14 protein-coding genes are annotated in these 20,638 nt (G+C 52.2%); 5 read left to right on the top strand and 9 right to left on the bottom strand.

Annotated elements, in window-relative coordinates:
- Positions 1-174 precede the first annotated feature (174 nt).
- Both M3223_RS05980 and M3223_RS05975 read right to left on the bottom strand, forming a co-directional pair.
- On the bottom strand, positions 175-1,206 hold the full coding sequence (locus M3223_RS05980) for a YhcN/YlaJ family sporulation lipoprotein (protein WP_251560054.1): 1,032 nt from the start codon (positions 1,204-1,206) through the stop codon (positions 175-177).
- Between the two features lie 117 nt (positions 1,207-1,323).
- Entirely contained in the window at positions 1,324-4,365 is a 3,042-nt protein-coding gene (locus tag M3223_RS05975; RefSeq protein ID WP_251560052.1) for a glycoside hydrolase family 2 TIM barrel-domain containing protein, read from the bottom strand.
- A gap of 199 nt (positions 4,366-4,564) precedes the next feature.
- On the opposite strand from M3223_RS05975, the gene M3223_RS05970 reads away from it, so the two are divergent.
- Positions 4,565-5,584, top strand: coding sequence for a ketoacyl-ACP synthase III (locus M3223_RS05970; protein ID WP_251560050.1), 1,020 nt, complete (start codon positions 4,565-4,567; stop codon positions 5,582-5,584).
- Between the two features lie 136 nt (positions 5,585-5,720).
- The gene (locus tag M3223_RS05965) at positions 5,721-6,437 is read left to right on the top strand and encodes a glycosyltransferase (protein WP_251560048.1); all 717 of its coding nucleotides are present in this window, start codon (positions 5,721-5,723) and stop codon (positions 6,435-6,437) included.
- 11 nt (positions 6,438-6,448) lie between these two features.
- Here M3223_RS05965 and M3223_RS05960 read toward each other — a convergent pair whose 3' ends face one another.
- The gene (locus tag M3223_RS05960; protein ID WP_251560047.1) at positions 6,449-6,694 is read right to left on the bottom strand and encodes a DUF2164 domain-containing protein; all 246 of its coding nucleotides are present in this window, start codon (positions 6,692-6,694) and stop codon (positions 6,449-6,451) included.
- A 192-nt stretch (positions 6,695-6,886) separates the two neighbouring features.
- Here M3223_RS05960 and M3223_RS05955 point away from each other — a divergent pair, with 192 nt between their 5' ends.
- Positions 6,887-7,369, top strand: a complete 483-nt coding sequence (locus M3223_RS05955; protein ID WP_251560045.1) for a DinB family protein — start codon at positions 6,887-6,889, stop codon at positions 7,367-7,369.
- Positions 7,370-7,450: 81 nt separating this feature from the next.
- Positions 7,451-7,981 carry a GyrI-like domain-containing protein gene (locus M3223_RS05950; RefSeq protein ID WP_251560043.1) on the top strand — a complete coding sequence of 177 codons (531 nt, stop codon included), beginning with the start codon at positions 7,451-7,453 and terminating at the stop codon, positions 7,979-7,981.
- A gap of 174 nt (positions 7,982-8,155) precedes the next feature.
- On the opposite strand, the gene M3223_RS05945 is transcribed toward M3223_RS05950, so the two are convergent.
- The 6 genes from M3223_RS05945 to M3223_RS05920 form a co-directional block, all read right to left on the bottom strand.
- Positions 8,156-9,025, bottom strand: coding sequence for a DUF3800 domain-containing protein (locus M3223_RS05945; RefSeq protein ID WP_251560041.1), 870 nt, complete (start codon positions 9,023-9,025; stop codon positions 8,156-8,158).
- Between the two features lie 384 nt (positions 9,026-9,409).
- The gene (locus M3223_RS05940) at positions 9,410-10,312 is read right to left on the bottom strand and encodes a DMT family transporter (protein ID WP_251560039.1); all 903 of its coding nucleotides are present in this window, start codon (positions 10,310-10,312) and stop codon (positions 9,410-9,412) included.
- Positions 10,313-10,377: 65 nt separating this feature from the next.
- A complete protein-coding gene (locus M3223_RS05935) occupies positions 10,378-14,181 on the bottom strand; it encodes a glycosyltransferase family 39 protein (protein ID WP_251560037.1) in 3,804 nt (1,267 codons plus the stop codon).
- A gap of 177 nt (positions 14,182-14,358) precedes the next feature.
- A complete protein-coding gene (locus tag M3223_RS05930; RefSeq protein ID WP_251560034.1) occupies positions 14,359-15,912 on the bottom strand; it encodes an RICIN domain-containing protein in 1,554 nt (517 codons plus the stop codon).
- A gap of 147 nt (positions 15,913-16,059) precedes the next feature.
- A complete protein-coding gene (locus tag M3223_RS05925; RefSeq protein ID WP_251560032.1) occupies positions 16,060-17,610 on the bottom strand; it encodes an RICIN domain-containing protein in 1,551 nt (516 codons plus the stop codon).
- A gap of 350 nt (positions 17,611-17,960) precedes the next feature.
- Positions 17,961-19,511: an RICIN domain-containing protein gene (locus M3223_RS05920; RefSeq protein ID WP_251560030.1), complete on the bottom strand. Its 1,551-nt coding sequence runs from the start codon at positions 19,509-19,511 to the stop codon at positions 17,961-17,963.
- A 315-nt stretch (positions 19,512-19,826) separates the two neighbouring features.
- Here M3223_RS05920 and M3223_RS05915 point away from each other — a divergent pair, with 315 nt between their 5' ends.
- Complete coding sequence (locus M3223_RS05915; protein WP_251560028.1) at positions 19,827-20,609, top strand: TerC family protein; 783 nt, start codon at positions 19,827-19,829, stop codon at positions 20,607-20,609.
- Positions 20,610-20,638: the final 29 nt, after the last annotated feature.

Here is a 20,638-nt window from a genome sequence, read left to right as displayed (position 1 = left end):
ACGTCAAAGGCGAACGCTGCCGCTTCTACGGGCTCGACCTTTGGGCTCCGCTCCACCTTTTTCGTATAATGAAGACAGCAAAAAGCCGCCTGCTGGGAGGCGGCTTTTTGGATAAGCTTGTGCGCTAGCGCAAAGCTTATTCATAAACAGAGTAATGATAAATACTCCGGTAGCTTACTTAAAAATGTGAGCGTCGCGGCCGCTCAGTTTTTTGGCCATACCGTTGCTGCCATCGTCAACATTCGGGAAAATACGGTCAACCATGGCGTTAAATTCAGCCATGTAAGTTTGAATGGAATTGCCTTGGTTAGCATCGTTGTGGTATCCCTGCATCCGGCTTACAAATTCAGGATTCGAAGACACAAACACTTTATCCACGCCCGGCATAGCCTTGCGGACTACATCGGCTACTTGAGCTTTGAACTGAGAATTCAGCTCCCGGTCCATGTAAATATTGTTGTTGTCGGACAAACCGTTCTCCAATTTTCCGCGGTTGTTTGTAGCGTCGCTGGTGCCGTATGAATTATAACCGTTGGAATAGGATTTGTAGCCGTTATTGTTCGAACGGTCCGCCATCCCGTTATCCAGCATATCGTTCATACCGCGTTCAAGAGATTTTAAACCTTTGTTCACACCTTCGCCAACCCGGTTCATTCCGCGTTCGACCGTGTTTCCGGCCCGGTTAAGGCCGCGCTCAACACCGGTTTCCAGGCGATTGACGCCACGGTTCATGTCTGCTTCCAGACGGTTGACGCCGCTGTCCATGCGGTTATAGGTCCGGCTTTTCATCGAGCTGTTGCCGACGCCCATCCTTCCCGTATCCGATGCGCTCATGCCTGAGCGGGTGCTCTCAACAATGCTGTTCCCTTTAAGGCCGACCGCAACGTATGCATTGTCGTTCGTCGTCATGACGTAGGCATCACGGACGCCAGGGATTTTTTTGATGGAAGTCGCGATATGGCCGTCCGATTGAAGACGATAATTTTTATGATTGCCGATAATGTTGTTTCCGTTAAGCTGAGTGCCGTTTTTACGATGCATTTCATTCATGTTGTCGTCGGCAAAACGTTTATCCAGCAAACGGTAATTGCCGACATTGTTGTTGCGGATATTTTTGTTGCCAAGCTCGCCATGGTTTGCTCCGCATCCTGCAAGGGCCGTAGTCAGAACAACACTGGCAGCAAGCACTTTCCAGGGATGTTTCATTCAAAAACCTCCATGTAATGAGCGTCCGCTCCACTGCGGGATACGGCTCTTTTAGCTTCACCATGGCGGTATCGGGTTATCCCGGACAAAGCTTGGCAAACGAGCAAAGTTTGCCCCTTATCCCAATGGCGCGATGAGGAACTCGAACTCGTGATTTTGATCGGATGGAATACGGAATTCAGCATGTACCGGAGCGCCCCAGCTGTCGTCTCCGCCGACGCCAAGCTGTTTGCCGGCGACAGTTACGACGGTGTAATGAACGTCGGGCAGCTCCCATGAATGCGTCGCGTTTTCGAGCTCCATCGCCGTATACGGGGAAATATTGCATTCCACCGGTTCGGCGGACGAGCGGATCTGGAACCCGCGTCCCTGTTCGTCTTTTACCGCAACACGGCGTACGCCAGTCCGGTTGCCCGATTCCTGCGGCACGAGATAACGCGAAGGCAGCTCCATCACCGCACGGCTGAACTTGCCAAGGCGAGCTCCATGCAGGCGATCCGAGTAATTCTCCTCTGGACCCATCGCATACCATTCCGTTTGGCCGTAATCGGCATAGGTTTTGAAAGACAGAGCCACAATCGGCAGATCCGGCAGCCCTTCCGCTCCTTTGTAGGCTGCATGCACCTGTATGCTTCCGTCGGCGCGGACCGTGTAGGCTGCGCTAAGCTCTACCCCCGGAACGGTGCTGAATTCGTACCGGTACGTAATGCGGAACTGATTCGGCTCTACAGACGTTTCCCGTCCCAGGCAGCGGCGTGCCATGCTGGCGCCAAGCCATACACCGTGCGTGAAGGCGTATCCCGTTCCTTTATCATTGTCGGTCGCGGCCCGCCAAAACAGCGGCTGCGGCGGCTCAGCAATAAGTTCGCGGCCTCCGTAACGGAGCGATACGAGCGTATTTTTCTGCTTGGAAAAAAGAACTTCCCAGCCGTCGCCGAATACGCCATAATGCACATCGCCTTCAACAACGCGAAGCTGGCCTGCCGGGAGAAGCTGCGCTTCCTTCGCTTCTACATTGTACACAGTCTGTCCAAAAGCAACCTCATGTCCCGCATCCGCCCACAATTCCGCCCGCTTCAGCACAAGCGCCGCTTCGATAACGTATTCGCCTGGAGCCTGCTCGCCATTCGGCAGCTGAATCGGCACTTCGTCTTCAGCGCCAGCCGGAACGGACAGCTCTGTTTTTCCGGAATAAAGCAGCTCGCCTTCAAGGAGCAAACGATAATGCAGCTCCAAATGATCTGTGCCGGCGAACAGGCTGGCGTTACGGACGGTAACCGATGTTTTGCCGGGCTGGAGCTTGTAATTTTGATACAGGAACTTAACCTCCTGCATCTTCGGAGTCACGCTGCCGTCGGCATGCACGATGCCGTTGCCGCAAAAGCTGTAGTCCGTCGGCCGGTCTTCAAAATCGCCGCCGTAAGCTAAATATTCCTTGCCGTAGCGGTCCTTGCGTATAAGCGCCTGATCGATGTAGTCCCAAATAAAACCGCCTTGGTACATCGGATATTTATCTTCAAGCTCGGTATACTTATGCATACCGCCGATGGAATTGCCCATCGCATGCATATACTCGCAGCTGATGTAAGGCTTGTCGGGATTCCCGTTCAAATAAACCTCGATATCCGCCGGTTTGGCATACATGCGGCTTTCCATATCGCTTGTCCCATTATAAGTCCGGTCGTGGAAGACGCCTTCATAGTGTACAAGGCGGCTGGAATCGCGCTCGCGGAAATAATTCGAAACATTGAACAGCACCTTGCCGCCATGAGACTCGTTGCCGCATGACCAAATAACAATCGAAGGATGGTTTTTGTCCCGCTCCAGCATCGATATGGCGCGATCCATGACAATGTCCTGCCAGTTTTCGCGGCTGCCGGGCAAAATCCACGGTTCGCCTACTGCACCGGCCCAATGCCAGGAGCCGTGCGTCTCCAGATTCATCTCATCAATGACGTATAGGCCGTATTCGTCGCAAAGCTCATACCATAACGTCTGGTTCGGATAATGCGAGGTGCGGACCGCGTTGAGATTGTTTTGCTTCATTATTTTTACGTCGCGAATCATATCCTCACGGCCGATTGCCCGCCCGGTGCGGCTGTTGAATTCATGACGGTTAACGCCTTTGAATACGATCCGTTTGCCGTTCACCAGCATTAGCTTGTCTTTCATTTCGAAGCGGCGGAAGCCAGGCTTCTGCGTTATTGCCTCAACCAGCTCACCCGACGCGTTGTATACGGAGATCAGCAACCGGTACAAATACGGCTGCTCTGCGCTCCACGGCTGTACCTCTCCAGCGTCAAGCACAGCAGATACAGCTTCGCCCGACAGCTCCAAACGGCCGCTTTCCGTTACCGTATTCCCGTTTGCATCACTCAGTGTGAGCCGTGCATATGCACCCTCCAGCTTATCGGACGGATCCATTTTCAGCTCTGCGCGAAGCGATCCTAGACGGTAGCTGTCGTCAAGCTCTGCCCGAACGAATAAGTCGCGGATATGAATTTCCGGTACTGTATACAGATAAACCTCGCGGAAAATGCCGGAGAAACGCCAAAAATCCTGATCCTCCAGCCAGCTGCCGGTGCTGCGCTGATACACCTCTACAGCAAGACGGTTTTCGCCGCTGCGGATATATGGCGTCAGATCAAATTCCGAAGGCGTAAAGCTGTCCTCGCCGTAACCGACAAACTCTCCGTTCAACCATACGTAGAAAGCGGATTCAACACCTTGAAAAGAAATATAAACAGGCTTGCCGTCCATATTGGCCGGGAGCTCAAAACGTTTCACATAACTGCCAACCGGGTTATGTTCCGGGAGCTGCGGAGGCCGCGCGCTGTCCACGCCATCCCATGGATACATCGTATTGACGTATTGCGGTTTGCCCCAGCCCTGCAGCTGGATATGGCCTGGCACCTGAATAAGCCCCCAGCCCGAAGTATTGAACTCTTGCTTATAAAAAGCCTCTGGCCGCGAGCCTGGATTGTCCGAATAGTGAAAGCTCCAGCTCCCGTTTAAGCTATGTCTCAATCTCATTGGAGCGCCTGTCTCCGCTTCCTCAATCGTCTCGTAGTAACGATGGTCGGAATGCGCGTCCAGCCGGTTCACTTTATAAATGGACGGATCAGAAAGCCAGTCTAGCAAAGGAGTGTGAACGGTCATTTATACATCTGCTCCTCTTACAATGAAATGGGTTTCAACAAACATAAGGTTCGTTTCCATCGTAGGCAGTTCGGCGTCAAAATACAACCTTTATTTTTTAACAAACTCTTGATTGGCTTGACGGCTAAGAGGCGGAAGAGTATGCTTGATAAAAAAATTAGAACCAGGTACTAATACCAGATAACAAGGAGGTTATTCTATGAGCGTATCACACCACAACGGCGGAGCTAAATTCCAAACCTCAGCGGTGATAACAGCAATTGGAGCTTATGTCCCTCAGCGCATTCTGACTAATGCCGATCTGGAACAAATGGTCGATACAAATGACGAATGGATCGTGCAGCGAACGGGCATCCGGGAAAGAAGAATTGCAGCGGAGGGCGAGTTTACGAGCGACCTTTGTTTTGCCGCCGTGCGGAATATGATGCAGCGTTACGAGGTCACGGTTGAGGATGCAGACTATATTCTCGTCGCAACAGCGACACCGGACACGTTTTTTCCGCAAATGGCGGCGCGCGTGCAGGCGGAGTTTGGCATCCGTGCAGCAGGAGCGGCGGATATTGCGGCTGCCTGCGCCGGTTATGTTACTGCGCTGCAGATGGCGGGCGGTCTGATTGCATCCGGGGCATTCCGCAAAATTCTCGTGATCGGCGCCGAGACGCTTTCGAAAATAACGGACTACACCGACCGCACGACCTGCATTCTGTTTGGCGACGGCGCTGGCGCTGCTCTTGTAGAAGCAGGAGCTGAGGGCAGCTCTCCTTCCTGGCTGAGCGCCTTTGCCGCTACGGACGGCTCCGAGGGACATCAGCTGTATCGTTCCAGCCTGGCGGACCGAATCGGCGGCCACCCGATCGATCCGAGCGGCAAGCTTGTCCAGAACGGGCGCGCCGTCTACCGCTGGGCGATCAGTAAGGTTCCCGACAGCATCAACAGCTTCCTGGAGACATCAGGGGTAACGCCTGCGGAGGTGGACTGGTTCGCTCCGCATAACCCGAACATGCGCATACTGGAAGTCGTCAGCGAAAAAACGGGCATTCCGCTCCAGCGTACCGTCACAACTTTGGCCCATACCGGCAATACCTCAGCTGCGTCCATTCCAATTGCTTTAAGCGAAGCGGTGCTGGACGGTCGTCTGCGCGCCGGACACTTAGTGCTTCTGCATGGCTTCGGCGGCGGGCTGACTCAATCGGGATTGCTGCTGCGGTGGGCTATTTAACAGCGGCTGGCGTTCGGCTGCGGGCTAATAAAAAAGTGGGCTAGCGGCCTCCGGCACTTGTCTCTGCCGGCGGAGAAGCGATTTTCATATTATAGGGAAGTGAGCTTTTCCGAACAAAACGAGGTGAATGCCGGATATGCTGCCGAAAGTTACGGTTGTCATACCGTTTTACAATTGTCCTTACATTGCGAGTGCAATTGAAAGTGCGCTCAACCAGACCTATCCCAACATTGAAATCATCGTAGTTGACGACGGTTCTACGAAAAACCAGCAGCTGATCAAGCCGTACCGGTCCAAAATCAATTACTTGAGCAAAGCGAACGGCGGCACCGCCAGCGCGCTTAACTACGGCATGCAATGTGCCACCGGCCAATACGTGACCTGGCTTAGCTCCGATGATCTGTTTACTCCCGATAAGGTGGAGAAGCAGGTCCGTTATATGGAGCAGAAGCAAGCTCAGTTCAGCTTCACGGACTTTCATTTGATTGACGAAAATGGAGTCATTACGCAGACATGCGCAACGATGAAGTTTGCGACAGAAAAAGCTTTTGTCGCCGCTATGCAGGACTACTGCCCCGTCAACGGCTGCACGGTCATGATGCTGCGCCATCTGATTCAGTCGCTCGGCTGGTTTAATCCCAGCCTTCCGTTCACGCATGATTACGACTTATGGGTGCGGACCACCTTAAACGGCGTCGGCATGCATTATATTAACGAGCCGCTGACGCTGTACCGGCGCCATTCCGAAATGGGAACGATCAAACATACTTCCCGCATCTGGCCCGAATTTGAATCGGTCCGCGCCTATTATCGGCCCAAGCTGCGGGCGAAGCTCGCCCACATGCGGGATTGAGGCTTTCACTCTTAACGCAAAGGGCGTTTGAGCGAGTGCAAATCTTCCTCTGCTTGAGCCATGCACTGCGATAGAAGGCTTATTGCATCCTCGATCCCTTTGTTATACAGGTACGGGGCAAGCTGGGTAATCAGATGGTCAAGCAAGCCTTCTGCGGCAATCGAGCCTATGTTCAGATCCAATTCATGGTTAGCGTAGTCCTGTAAGCTTTCCGCAACAATTTGTTTCTGCTCCAAAGGAATTTTAATCGGAATCATGCTTTGCCTCCTCTAATTTGGGGATAGTATAACCATATCATAATCGGACCTCGCTGAGGCCGCCCCTGCTTGGATTGCCTGAGGCAAATCACATGGGCGGCCTTTGCCGCGCAGGGAAATGCAGAAAAGGATTAGCGCCTATTATGCCGAACTACCGATAAACAGGTTTAATATTGAAAGGAGACTTTACATATGACAGACAAGCTAGAGCCCATTTTGGATCAACTGACTTCGATTCGGAGCTTTACCTTGAAACAATTGGAGGGGTTAAACGAGGAGCAAGCCGACCTCATCCCTTCCGGCTTCCGCAACTCCATCCGCTGGAATGCCGGGCATATTTACGCCGTGCTGGAGCGTTTTGCCCTTCAGTCTCCCCAATTGCCGATGCTGCTGCCGGACGGCTTCAAGGCGCAATTTGAGTTTGGCACTTCGCCAGCGGACTGGCAGGAGACGCCGCGTGTTCCTTCTTTGCCAGAGCTAAAGGAGCTGCTGTCCGAGCAGCCGGAGCGGCTTAGAACAGCGCTGGACGGCAGACTGGACGAGCCCGTCCCTCCTTATACGACGTCAACCGGCATTACGCTATCAACACCGAGACAATTTTTGACGCTGGGCCTGTATCACGAAGGCATGCATTTCAGCGTAATCAAGCTGTACCGCCGTCTGCTCGGCTGTTAGCCGTCTGTCCGGCAGCAGCATTTCAAATCAGGCTGACTCCAGCCTCATGCGATAAGATGATTGATGAAGGGAGAAGTTGAAATGAACTATCGGATTGAAAAAAGAGACGCCTTCTCCATTGCCGGTGCGTCCATCGTTGTAAGCTGTGAAAACGGCGAAAATTTTCGGCGCATTCCGCAGTTTTGGCAGGAGAGCGGACCTAACGGCACGATTGACCGGGTGCTTGGCTTTAATCCCGGCGCTCCATTAATCGGAGCCTGTACCGATTTCAAAATGGTTCCCGACTCCGCGTCCGACAAGGAAGGAGGCACGCTCTTACGCTACATGATCGCAGTAGAAGCTCCCTCCGGAACGATTGCCGAGCCGTATGAGCATAATGGAGCCGAATACGTCGAGCGTGAGGTTCCGGCCTCCACCTGGGCGGTATTCACCGCAGTCGGCCCTCTGCCGGAATCCATCCAATCCGTTACCCTACGCATTTACTCCGAATGGTTCCCTTCTACAGGGTACGAGCATGCGGGCGGGCCGGAGCTTGAGATCTATCTGAATGACGGAAGCTCTGGCGGAGACGTAATTAGCGAGGTCTGGGTTCCAATCAAGATGAGCGAATAGAACTCCAGCGATCATAAAGTCATCAAGGCAAAATAACTTGTTGACAAAAAGAATCCCATCCTAATGCGGATGGGTTAGATTTCTTAGAATTTAAGATATTGTGTTGCTTTTTTCCACCAATAAAGTTATATTCTCATTATGAGGCTCTGTCTTCTCCGAACGCTTAAGTTCCACTTAGGCCATTGACGTAGGAGAGATGGGGCCGCTATTTTTTTGTTTTTTTGAGTATTCAGGCATTATTCTAAATTCACTGGGAATAAAGAGCCAATGACGATACGGATGATTCCATCTATCAGCAAGATCAGTTATGCCTGTCGAAACTCCGACGTTAAATCCTGGATAAATTCCCCGTATTCTAGAGTTAATATATTTGTATAACTTTTCTTTCGCAATGGTTTTCTTTCCCCTAAGTCTTTGCCCTTCTGGTTTAACTAAATGAAGATTATTAAGCTTGAAATACATTGACCCCAGAACTATGTCCATTAATTGCATAATCTCGTGATTATGAGACCTGACCTCTGTTACGTCTTCTTTATTAATCTTTATATTCGCCATACTAAAATCCCTGGTATTAGGGATATTCGTAATAAAATCTTTAAAATCAGAGGCCTTTTGTTTTGAAACTGGTAGTTCATCGAAATATATTCTGAGTTTCACTGGGAGAAAGGAGTTAGGATTACAGTATTTCAGTCCAAAGGCATGTTTAAAAAATTGATAATAAAGTAATTCATACTCTTTAGCCCTTTGATCTAAAGAAAGGTTGGTAGGTTGTCGGTAGTTTTGAGTGAACATGATACGAATTTTTACAATATCTTGTTCAATCAAAGTAAAGAAATAATCCATTAAGGCAATGTATTTTTCCAAATAATTTAGAGTTACCTTGCCCCATTTAACTTCTCCCAAACAGTTTAGTTCACTTTTCAACGCTTTTATCGATTCGGTTACTTTATCAATGTCTGTGGATCTGATGAGTGCACCACCATAGAAGTTGCCAAAATACGCTCCCTCGTCGTTTGACTCATCCATGTAGATTGTGTATTCCATAGTATACCGTCCCCCCTTTCTTATCCTAATTACCGAAATCCATTTTATCTAAACTCAGGGCTCTTTATATGAAGCTTAATGTATCTTACTCGTTATTGGCAATATCAGGTTGAAAAGTATTGAATTTTACACATATTGTTCATCAAAAAGAGCGATGAGCCACTCAATGCCATCTCATTTATCTTAAACTATATACAAATCTGCACCCCTTTTATATCGCTGTTTGGCTGTCTAATTAATAATCCAGTGAACTAACTTGAACTATTGAAACATTATTGTTATGGCTTACTAAATTCAAATACATCAAACGCCGCCGGGCGATGTCCCGGCGGCGTTTGATGTATTTTATAGCAGACCAAAGGAATGCAATCGCTTCGGAAAAACTTAACCGGCTCCTCGAGCCTCCGCCCCTCGTTTACGCCTCCCCGTAGCCAGAAACACTCCTGCCAAAATAACCGCCAGGCCAGCCAGCAGGTTCCAATGGATGGCCTCATCCAGCAGAAAGTATCCCCATATAATTGCGCTGGCCGGTACCAAATAGGTTACCATGGTCGCAAATTCGGGACTGCCCTTCTGGATCATGTAATAGAACAGAACATACGCGATGCCGGAACCGAAAGCTCCGAGACCGATCAGCGCCCCGGCAAAAGCATAAACACCGCCCGTTGGAACATCGATTTGCAGCCCGTCCATCAGGACGGCGGGAATAAGGCTGAGAACCGTCGCACAGAGCAGCGTGCCAAACGTAGACTGATACAGGCTCAAGCTGGACAGCCGTTTAGACAGCTGGGAGCCGATGCCGTAACACAACGTCGCTGCGAGCATACAGACAAAACCAAGCCCGTCTACAGTAATAAAGGTTGCCGGGTTCACGCCTAATAAGATCATCATGCCGACCAGAGAAAGCAGCATCCCTGCCCACTGCCTTCGTCCAGCCGTCACATGGAAAAACAGCGTTCCGACTACGATGGTCCAGAGCGGAGTTGTTGCATTTAAGACCGACGCAACTCCGCTGGTTATTCGCGTTTCGCTGAAAGCTATGAGCGCCCACGGCACGGCTGTATTAAAAGCCGCCATGACAAGCACCGGCAGCCATGGTATATCCCGCAAGCCGAACGGCTTGCGAAAAATCAACATGATTAAGCTAATCGTCAACAGCCCCGTTGCTCCGCGCAGGAATGCGATCGTCCACGGACCGGACGACTCCAGCAGCAGCTTGATAAAAAAGAAAGACCCGCCCCAAATCAAGCTGAGCAAAATCAACGCCATATACAATCGTTTAGCCATTTCAAAAACACCTTTCATACAACAGCCCCGAACCATCACGGCCCGGGGCAATTGTAGGCTATCGCTTAGGAAAAGAACGTCCACGAATCGAACCATTTCAGGAAGGTGTCCGCATACTCTCTGCTGATTGTCAGCCCGGTTAATACCGGATAGAACATGACGAGCAGCAGCGCAGCCAAGCCGAGATACCCCCATGTAACCGCCTTTGCCCTCTGTCTGCCGAAGCGGTCCGGCAGCTCCATAAGCACATAAACGATGCACAAAATCAGAAACGGTACGGTCGCATAATAGTGGTAAATAAACGTCAGCCGCGGAATGCCGACCCAAGGCAAATACTGCGACAGCAGCCCGATGCTGACAATTTGCATGGCGCGGTGTTTTTTGCGCAGCGCCGCTGCAAATGCCGCAATCGCACAAGGGATGCCCGCCCACCAGATGAGCGGATTGCCCAGACTCATGATGCTGGCGATTTGACCTTGCTCAAGCCCGGAGCCGCCATAGTACCAGATCGGACGGCGAATGATCGGCCATTCCCACCAGGTGGATGAGAACGGATGCGTAGCGACCAGCTTGGAATGGTAATCGTACATGAACTTCTGGAATTTGACCACGTTGATCAATCCGTGGCCTGGCCCCGGAACGAGCATGAACGGGATATAGGTCAGCACATAGATGACCGCAGGGACGCCGACGAAAAACAGGAAGCCTGCTCCGATCATGAGCAGCGGAACCCGCTTTTCGCCCGTCTCGTTTGCGTTCGCGTTCTGCGACGATTTCCAGCGGCGGTACATCGACCAGAAGAACAGCACGGCCAGCCCTGCGCCGGAGTATACGCCGACCCATTTGACCGAAGCCCCAAGCCCGAAAAAGACACCGGACAGCATAAACGGCAGCAGCACGCGACTCAGAGCCGTCCCGGGTTTATTGCGCTGGACAAACCGGTTCATAAAGTGGTAACTCATGATGATAAACAGCACTGCGTAGGTGTCCACCGTGCCGATCCTCGACTGGACAAGCGGCATGAAGTCCAGCAGGATAAGTCCGGCCGCCAGCAGTCCCGCCTTGCGGGAGCGGAACAGCCCGCGCGCCAGAGCATACATCGCCGGAATAAGCAGAATGCCCGCTATGCCCCCCATTACCCTCCAGCCAAACGGATTCATCCCGAAGATGGAGATGCCCGCCATAATGATGACTTTGCCGAGCGGCGGATGAGTCGTTTCGTACGGCTCAATCCGGTAAAGATGCTCAAAGGCGGTGCGCGCATGATAAATTTCATCAAAATACATGCTGTTGCGGTAAGACGGCTGAGCCGGGACAAGCTTCTGCTCATCGAACAGCGTGGAGCCGGAGCTGTCTTCAAAAGCCATCGTGCGGCCCTCCGCATCAATAACACCCGCTTCATAGAGCGTTACGCCCGGCGTTCCGGTAATACGCACCGCTTTGATAAGCTGGCCGTCCACACCGACGGATTTCCACTGGAACACGGTGCCGCCGTCGAGCTTTTGCTCCGCCGGAGCGCCAAAATTCACGCCATCCGCTGACAAGGAAACGTTCACTGTGCCGGAGCCGATGCCCGCGTAAAGCATAATATGGTCTACAGGCTTGGCCTCTCCCTGCAGCTGCACCGTCACTTCCCGGTTTTGCCCGTCAGGCAGCCAAGGCGTAACAGGCGCTTTGGCATCGCCGAGCTGCCAGAACATCATCACGGCATAAACGGCGGCCAGCAGCAGGACAGGCAGCCATTCCTTGCGCTTCGGCACAGAAGAAATCTCATCTTCATAATCAGCCGGCTCCGTGTCGGAGCTGCCCGGGCGATTCCCTTCTGCCGCTCTGGCGCCAGCTCCCTCAGGCGCAGGGTCCGGCAGCCGCCAGCGGCCGTCTGCCGTGAGTGCCAGCGAGCCTAACGTTCCGCCCCGCAGCAGCTGCCAGACGATGAACAGCGTCAGCGCTCCGGCTGCGAGCTGCAGCGCCGATACACTCACCATCAGGCTGTCGCCGTTGGCGCGGTAAAAGTTCTGCTCGATGGCATCCTTCAGCACCGGAGCGGTATTCGCCAGCACCGTCAGCGTCAGTCCGCCGTACAGCGCCAGCAGCCTTTTGCTGCCGGAAACGAGGAACGCGGCCAGCGCAAACGCAAGGGCGGGATAAAGATACCGCTCATGCATGCCGGTTTTGAGCAGGAAAACGAACAGCGCTCCGGCAAAGGCAGCCAAATACATGCCCTCGCGGCCCTTTTTCCAGCAAATTAAACCCATAACCGCCAGCGCGACAATCGCACCGACGTTGCCCCAGGTCGACAAAGACAATCCAAGCCATGTTTTCGCCGTATCAATGCCGTTCAGACCGAATAGCCCGTACACATTAAACGCATTAAGCGTTGCGTAGGGATAGGACTGGAACATCGCCTGATAGTGATGCACAATCCATAACGGCTCGCGACCAACGGCAAATGGCAGCAGCATTATCAGCGCTGTGGCAATGCCCGCGCCGGCCGCCTTCAGCCAATCGGATAACCGGCGAGTGCGCAGCAGCGCAAACAGCAGCAGCGGCAGGAACAGCACCGCCTGAGGTTTCACAAGCACCGCAACAGCCAGCCAGGCTGCCGCCGGCGCGTACTTGCCGCCGGAAAGAGAGCGTACGGCAAGCAGGACAAGCAGCGTCATGACGGAATCGACCTGCGCCCAGAGCGCTGAGTCAAGCCAGATCGCCGGACTGAATACGTACAGCGCGGCAAAAAAGACGCTGAGCCGCGTTCCGAAGCGGCTGCGGGCCAGATCGTACAGCAGCCAAGCGGTGATAAGATCGGCAATCAGCGCAGGCAGCTTGACCAGAATAATCGCTGCGCCGCTGCCGTAGGCCAGGCCAAACACGCTTTTGAGCATGCCCAGCACCCATAGGACATAGATGTAGCCCGGCGGATAATCCGCAAAAACGTCATCGCTGAAAAAGCCGTTCAAGCCTACCGAATAGGCGCGGTCCGCCCAGATCGCGAAGTCTGGAAAATCGACCGGATGCCCCTGCATCGTCGGCGCCAGCGCAAGCCGCAGCAGCAGCCCCGCTCCAAGCACAATCCAAAGAGTGCGGCGGGATGAACCGATTTCCTGCATACGCAGCGAGTTGGCCCATCCGCCAGCAGCCTGCTTGGAGTAGAGCGCGCTCCAGGCCATCCATAACAAGCCAAGGAACAAAATTCCGCTCAGCACGGAGAACGGGATCAGAAAACCGGGAGCTTTCGGAGCGCCTGTTTCTTCGCCTCCGCCAGCAGGCGGCGCGGATGCAGGATCAAAGGAGATCACCTTTGCTCCTTCGGGCGCTTCCGCAGCTTCCATCAGCGATACATTTGCAAACTCTCCCGTGCCGGTTGCCTCGCTTCCGTATCCTCCAACACGAAGCAAAACGTCCAGCTCCGTCTGTGAAGCGCCCGTCTTTCCGTACACCTCCACCGTCTGCCAGGAACCCGCAGTATCATAGAGGGAGTCGGACGTCTCCATAACGCCAAGCACGGAAAGATTGACGCCGGTTCCGCCCGCAGGCACATCGGAAGCCCGGACGAGAGCGCTCAGCTTGTACAGCTTGTCCGGCTCAACGGCGGCGCGCTGCAGCCAGCGCGCATCATTGGGCTGCGCATTGCTCACGCGGACAAAGCTGGCCGGATCCCCTCCGCTGCCTTTTTCCACGGACCACTTTGTTACAGCCTCGTCCAGACGGTAACCATCCTTGCTCCATCCCTCCGGGAGCCCGTCCTTGACCGATGCAAAGCTGCCGTTTCCGAGCAGCTCTCCCGCCGCATACACGGGCTGGCGGCCCGTCAGCACCGATACCGCTAGAAGCACAAGCGCTAGAGCAATTGTGATGTACCTAAGCTTCAACTCGTTCTACCTTCCTCTCATGGCGGCATAGCTAGTTAAAGATTAGCATATCCTGCATGCTGCTGGAAATGTTCGGTTTTAGGGATTTTCTTTGATTTTTATAATACGCGTAAAAAGCCGGGCCCCTCTGAGCGAGGAGCCCGGCTTGATGCACGAATAAAATTGACTTTCCTTCTATTATGGAAGAACGGTGAAGCTGAACATTTGCGACCACTCGTTTGCGTCCGTGCTTTGCACGAGAATCGCTCCGTCTGAACCGTTGCCCGCATTGCCGAGCACTTTGCCGCTATAGCGGTTAATGAGCTTGTAATAGCCGCCGCCTGCCGGCAAAATGCTGAACTGCTGGCTCGTTGACGTGCTTGGCGTGTACTGGATTACCTGCGTGCCGTCAGCAGTAGAGGCGCTGAGCGACAGATTCAGGTTGCTATTTACATTGCGGATGTTGTAGTAACCGCCGCCAACGGAGATGAACTTCCAGGATTGGCCTGCCGCTCCGCTGTACGTGCGCTGCTCCATCTTGGCGTTATTCGCCGTCGAGCCGCCAACGATGCCCAGAGCTTTGCCCGGCCAGCGGATCGAGATGGAATAGGTTTTTGTTTCATCAACCGGGCTTGGCGCTGTCGTCCACGTACCAGCCGCAGCGTCCAGCTGCCATGCGCCATAGCCGTTAATCGTCGGTTTATCATTGGCGTCGAAGGACAGCGGATACCACTGATTGCGCCCGATTCCCGTGCTGCCGCCAAAGTTGTTCCAACGGTCTCCCATGTACACGTAAGCCGTTCCGGACGTGCCTTCCACCGGAAGCACCTGGTCGATTTGCGTATCGAAGGAGTTGCCGGAGCTCGGGCTTGTGCCGGCCAGCTGCTCTACATTCGACCACGTTCCGGTCAGGCTAGTCGTTGTATAGTAGTAGGTTTGGCTGGAGCCCCAGCCGTTTGTCGCTGAAGCCATCATGATATACTTTGAGCCGTACTTGAACAGCGTTGTCGCTTCTTTATGCGGAGAGCCGGAAACGAAGGTTTTTGTGTTCGCTGCAAGGCTCAAGTAATTGGAGGAAAGCTTGGTGATTTGCAGGCCGCTGTTGTAGCTTACCGGGAAATAGTCGATCGTGAAGGTAATGTAAGTGCTGCCGTCGGCATCCGTGAAAATGGAGCCCAAATCGCCCATGCTGTAACCGCTTGGCTTAGCGACAAAATTGTCGAACGTGAACGGTCCTGCAGCGCTGCTGCTTGTGAAAAACGCCAGCTTGTTCCGGCCGTTGCCGTCTGAATTGTTCCACTCGATCAGCATGACGTATTTGGAGGTGGAGCTGTTGTAAGCAACTACGGGACGGCCAATCCATTGTGATTCCGTAAATTGCGTCGTCGTCGTATCTCCGATCGCATTCAGCTTCGGATTAATCGTGCTGAAGTCAACGACTGAATTCGGATTCGAGCTATTGGTCTGTTTCGTCCAGTTTTTCAGGTCGGTGGACGTATACAGCTTGACTCGTTTCGAGCCGGAGACGGAATAGTCCATGCCGTACCAGTAGTACGTTCCGTCTTTTTTCATCACAAAACCGCCCTGATTCCAAATCACGTTGCCGTCGGTATCGTTCCAGTTGGAATTGTTCACGATGTCTACCGGAGCCGCCAAAGCAGGAGTTACGAATAGCGCTGTAATCGCCATAATGAAAGCGGTTACCAAAGTGATAATTTTTGTAGGCAGCGTAAAGCCGACCGTTCTTGTCATAATGAGCTGACACCTCTTCGTTCGTATTTTTAAATAGCCGATTACTCCATGCCTTCGTTTTGCTAATTGCCCCCTTTCGACTCTTTGTTAAGCGCTTTCATAAGCTGAGCATAGAGTATCACATTTGCCCTTGACGCATGGACCCAATTAAGGCAGCACAGTAAAGCTGAAGTTTTGCGACCATTGATTCGTGTCCGTCTCCTGTACGATAATCGCGCCCTCAGCGCCGTTTCCCGTGTTGCCGAGCACCTTTCCGCTGCCCCGGTTAACCAGCTTGAAGTATCCTCCGCCTACAGGCACAATGCTGAATTGCTGGCTCGTCGACGTGCTTGCCGCATACTGCGACACCTGCGCGTTTTCTGCTGTGGAGGCCCCAAGCGTCAAGTTCAGTCCGCTGTTCACGTTACGGATGTTGTAATAACCGCCGCCTGCATCGATAAATTTCCACGATTGTCCTGCCGCCCCGCTGTAAGCGCGCTGCTCCAGCTTGGCATAGTTGGCCGTTGAACCGGCTACGATGCCTAAAGCTTTTCCAGGCCAGCGGTTGGAGATGGAGTAGGTTTTAGTCACGTCCACAACGGGCGGAGCAGGGGTAGCGCTCCATGTTCCCGCCGCTGCATCCAGAATCCAGCTGGCATGACCGTTAATCGTCGGTGCGCCGTTGCTGTCAAATGTAAGCGGATACCATTGATTGCGGCCTATGCCCGTGCTGCCAGCAAAACGTCCGTTCCAGCGGTCGCCGAAATAAATGTAAGAGGTGCCTGACGTGCCTTCAACAGTTAATACCTGGTCAACCTGCGTATCGAACGAGTTGCCTGAATAAGGACTTGTTGCGCAAACGTAAGGGTTAGCCCAGGTTCCGTTCAGACTGGTAGCAGAATAACACCAGGTTTGGCTGGAGCTCCAGCCGTTGGTCGTCGAAGCCAGCATAATGTACTTGGAGCCCCGTTTGAACAAGGCAGTAGCTTCTTTGTACGGACCGGTAGAAACGAAGGTTTTGGTCACCTCGGCGATGTCCATGTAATTCGAGGTTAGCTTGCTGATTTGCAGCCCGCCGTTGGTGTAGGTGTGATCGATCGTGTACGTAATGTAGGTGCTGCCGTCCGAATCGGTAAAGATCGTCCCGAGGTCGCCCATTTTGTAGCCGCCCGGCATAGCGATGTATTTCTGATATTGGAACGGTCCCTGCGGTGTATCACTCGTGAAAAAGGTAAGCTTTCCGCGGCCGTTGCCATCTCCGTTGCCCCATTCAATAAGCATGACATATTTGGAGGTTTGGCTGTTGTACGCGACGACCGGACGTCCGACCCATTGCGTTTCAGCAAAGCGCCCTGTCGTCGTATCGCCGATTGCGTCAAGCTTAGCATTAATGGTGCTGAAATCAACGATCGAGTCAGGAGTCGTTGCGTTTGTCTGTTTCGTCCAGTTTTTCAGATCAGTGGACGTGTACAGATTTACTTTTTTCGTATTGGGAATTTCATAGTTCATGCCGTACCAGTAATAGGTGCCGTCCTTCTTAAACGTAAACCCGCCTTGTGCCCAGATCGGATTGCCGGACGTATCGTACCAGTCCGCATTGTTCACAATCGTTTCGGGAGCGGCTTCAGCCGAACGTGCGGCAACGAGCATAGACAATACAATCAAGAAACCGGTTACTAAATAAAAAGCGTTCTTCCGGAATTGGTTTGAAACGGTCATTTTGTCACTCCTATGCATCATGAGATTTTGTTTAATATCCATGAAACCGGTTACGAAAATGGCCGTACCTGACTTTCGTTTACTTCAACTACACCTCTTTCACTTCAAGCTGCTCTCTCTCTGCAGATGCAACAACTATTCTCCTTATTGCCTTTCCATGCATCCCCCCTGCCGCCAACTTAAAAATAGAGCGTTTTCACTCAAAGATTACCACAATAAGCTAAAATTGAACAATGCCTTTCCGTCGAATTATAAAAAATTTACTAGTTCTTCACTGGCGACTTTGTTGCATAAAACCGGCCTTTCCTGGGGAACCCCGAAAAGGCCGGTTTTATGCATTGATTTTACGATTAAAGCGCCGTGAAGCTGAAGTTTTGCGACCATTCGTTAGCGTCGGCTTCCTGGACGATAATAGCTCCGTCCGCGCCGCTGCCTGCATTGCCGAGCACCTTGCCGCTCGCGCGGTTAACCAGCTTGAAGTAACCTCCGCCTACCGCCACAATGCTGAATTGCTGGCTCGTTGACGTGCTTGGCGTATACTGGGTTACTTGCGCTCCGTTTTGAGTAGAACCGCCAAGCGTCAAATTCAAACCGCTGGTCACGTTGCGGATGTTATAGTAACCGCCGCCCGCATCGATGAACTTCCACGATTGTCCTGCCGCTCCCGAATATGTGCGCTGCTCCAGCTTGGCGCTGTTGGCGGCAGATCCGCCTACAATTCCAAGTGCTTTTCCAGGCCAGCGGTTGGAGATGGAATACGTTTTTGTAATGTCTACTGGAGCCGATGTGCTCCACGTTCCTGCTGCAGCATCCAGCGTCCATTGCGCATAACCGTTAATGACCGGCTTTCCGTTTGCATCAAATGTAAGCGGATACCATTGGTTGCGACCAACAGCCGTGCTGCCGCCAAAACGCCCGTTCCAGCGGTCGCCGAAGTAAATATACGAGGTGCCGGAAGAGCCTTCAATTGTCAGTACTTGGTCAACCTGAGTGTCAAACGAGTTGCTCGAGGACGGGCTCGTTCCGCAATAGGACGGCGCCGCCCATGTTCCGGACAGGCTCGTTGCCGAATAACACCAGCTCTGGCTGGACGTCCATCCGTTTGTTGTGGAAGCAATCATAATATACTCGGACCCGCGTTTGAACAGCGTTGTCGCTTCCTTGTAAGGGCCGGTCGATTGCAGCGTTTTTGTTACTTCGGCGATGCCCGTGTAATCCGAGGTCAGCTTGCTGATTTGAATGCCGGAGTTATACCACGCCGGATTGTAGTCAATTGTATACGTAATGTAAGTGCTTCCATCTGTATCCGTGAAAACAGAGCCAAGATCGCCCATGTTATAACCGCCCGGCATGGCGATGAATTTCTCATACGTAAACGGTCCCGCTGCAGTGCTGCTCGTGAACACCGCCATTTTATTGCGACCGTTTCCGTCTCCATTGCCCCATTCAATTAAGATGACAAATTTTGAGGTAGCGCTGTTATAAGCGGCTAACGGACGGCCAATCCACTGAGTTGGCGCATAACGAGTTGTCGTCGTATCTCCAATTGCGTCCAGCTTTGTATTGATGCTGCCAAAATCAACCACCGAATCCGGGTTAACCGAGTTCTCTTGCTTCGTCCAGTTTTTCAGGTCCGTGGACGTGTACAGATTTACTTTTTTCGTATTGGGAACCTCATAGTTCATGCCGTACCAATAATATGTGTTGTCCTTTTTCATCATAAAGCCGCCTTGAGCCCAAATCGCGTTGCCATTGGTATCGTACCAGTCAGAGTTATTAACGATGTTGACCGGAGCCGCTTTAGCGGACTGAGCAAAAAGGAGCATCGACACCAAAACGATGAAACCGGTTACTAAAATGGCCAGGCTTTTAGGATATTGTGTACGCTGTATGGATATCATTCTCATTACACCTCTTTTAGATATTTATAATGGTAATAATTTATTTCTATAATTAAAAAGCCGACTGCTTCTTAGCCCTACCACCGCCCTTCAAAGCTTGTATATAAGCGCTTTCATATGAATAAAATATCGAATCTTGTCGAAAATTGCGGCTAGGTTTCTACTTTATCACATCAAAAAATTAATTGGCAAGAGGTAAAATCAAGATTTTATCAATATCAAAATAGTTCTATGACGTTTTGTGAATTAATAAAATCCGATTGCATCGCGTATTCTAACGGTTAGCTAATGCAGATTGGAAAGGAGCTGAACGTTGTGGATACTGCTGTGCTTCTCGAATATTTATGGGTGCTGGTCGTTCTGATCGGCCTTGAAGGCATACTTGCCGCCGACAATGCGCTTGTCATCTCCATCATGGTCAAACATCTGCCGGAAAAAGAACGCAAAAAGGCGCTGTTTTACGGGCTTGCCGGAGCGTTTGTATTTCGATTTGCCTCGCTGTTCATCATTTCCTTCTTGGCGGATGTTTGGTATGTACAAGCAATCGGCGCGGCATATCTGCTGTACATTGCGATTAGCCATATGGCAAAACGGCTGTTCGTCAAACAGAAAAAACATAAACAAGAAGCGGAGAAAAAACAGGAAAACTTTTGGGTCACTGTGCTAAAAGTAGAGCTTGCCGATCTTGCCTTTGCTATCGACGCGATTCTGGCCGCAGTTGCGCTGGCCATTACCCTTCCGGCCACGACGCTGCCGCGCATCGGCGGCCTGGACGGCGGACATTTTTCGGTCATTCTCGCCGGCGGCGTAATTGGCCTTGTTATTATGCGTTTTGCCGCTTCTTATTTTGGCCGGCTGCTGGAAAGGCGCCCCGGCCTGGAAACGGCGGCATTTGCCATCGTTGGCTGGGTTGGCATTAAGCTGGCCGTTTATACGTTGTCCCACCCGGACGTTGGCGTGTTTGCCAAAACGTTCCCCAAAAGCGCCGGCTGGAAAATTACGTTCTGGGGCGTTTTGATTCTCATCGCTCTGTGCGGCTGGTTTCTTTCGAAGGAAAAAACAAATCCGCAAAGCGGTGCGGAGCCCGGCACCGTATAAACGACAAATAGGCGGCTCTGGATCATGTC

It is taken from the genome of Paenibacillus pasadenensis (genome assembly GCF_023715725.1).
Taxonomy (GTDB): Bacteria; Bacillota; Bacilli; order Paenibacillales; family Paenibacillaceae; genus Paenibacillus_O; species Paenibacillus_O pasadenensis_A.
The sequence above is the reverse complement of the archived record's forward strand: the minus strand, read 5'-3'. Positions and strand labels throughout refer to the sequence as shown.

Coding starts and splice junctions, on each gene's coding strand:
- M3223_RS05975 (WP_251560052.1), bottom strand. CDS start 4,365: ATGACCGTTCACACTCCTTTGCTAGACTGGCTTTCTGATCCGTCCATT.
- M3223_RS05930 (WP_251560034.1), bottom strand. CDS start 15,912: ATGACAAGAACGGTCGGCTTTACGCTGCCTACAAAAATTATCACTTTG.
- M3223_RS05920 (WP_251560030.1), bottom strand. CDS start 19,511: ATGATATCCATACAGCGTACACAATATCCTAAAAGCCTGGCCATTTTA.
- M3223_RS05945 (WP_251560041.1), bottom strand. CDS start 9,025: ATGGAATACACAATCTACATGGATGAGTCAAACGACGAGGGAGCGTAT.
- M3223_RS05955 (WP_251560045.1), top strand. CDS start 6,887: ATGACAGACAAGCTAGAGCCCATTTTGGATCAACTGACTTCGATTCGG.
- M3223_RS05960 (WP_251560047.1), bottom strand. CDS start 6,694: ATGATTCCGATTAAAATTCCTTTGGAGCAGAAACAAATTGTTGCGGAA.
- M3223_RS05950 (WP_251560043.1), top strand. CDS start 7,451: ATGAACTATCGGATTGAAAAAAGAGACGCCTTCTCCATTGCCGGTGCG.
- M3223_RS05980 (WP_251560054.1), bottom strand. CDS start 1,206: ATGAAACATCCCTGGAAAGTGCTTGCTGCCAGTGTTGTTCTGACTACG.
- M3223_RS05970 (WP_251560050.1), top strand. CDS start 4,565: ATGAGCGTATCACACCACAACGGCGGAGCTAAATTCCAAACCTCAGCG.
- M3223_RS05965 (WP_251560048.1), top strand. CDS start 5,721: ATGCTGCCGAAAGTTACGGTTGTCATACCGTTTTACAATTGTCCTTAC.
- M3223_RS05940 (WP_251560039.1), bottom strand. CDS start 10,312: ATGGCTAAACGATTGTATATGGCGTTGATTTTGCTCAGCTTGATTTGG.
- M3223_RS05925 (WP_251560032.1), bottom strand. CDS start 17,610: ATGACCGTTTCAAACCAATTCCGGAAGAACGCTTTTTATTTAGTAACC.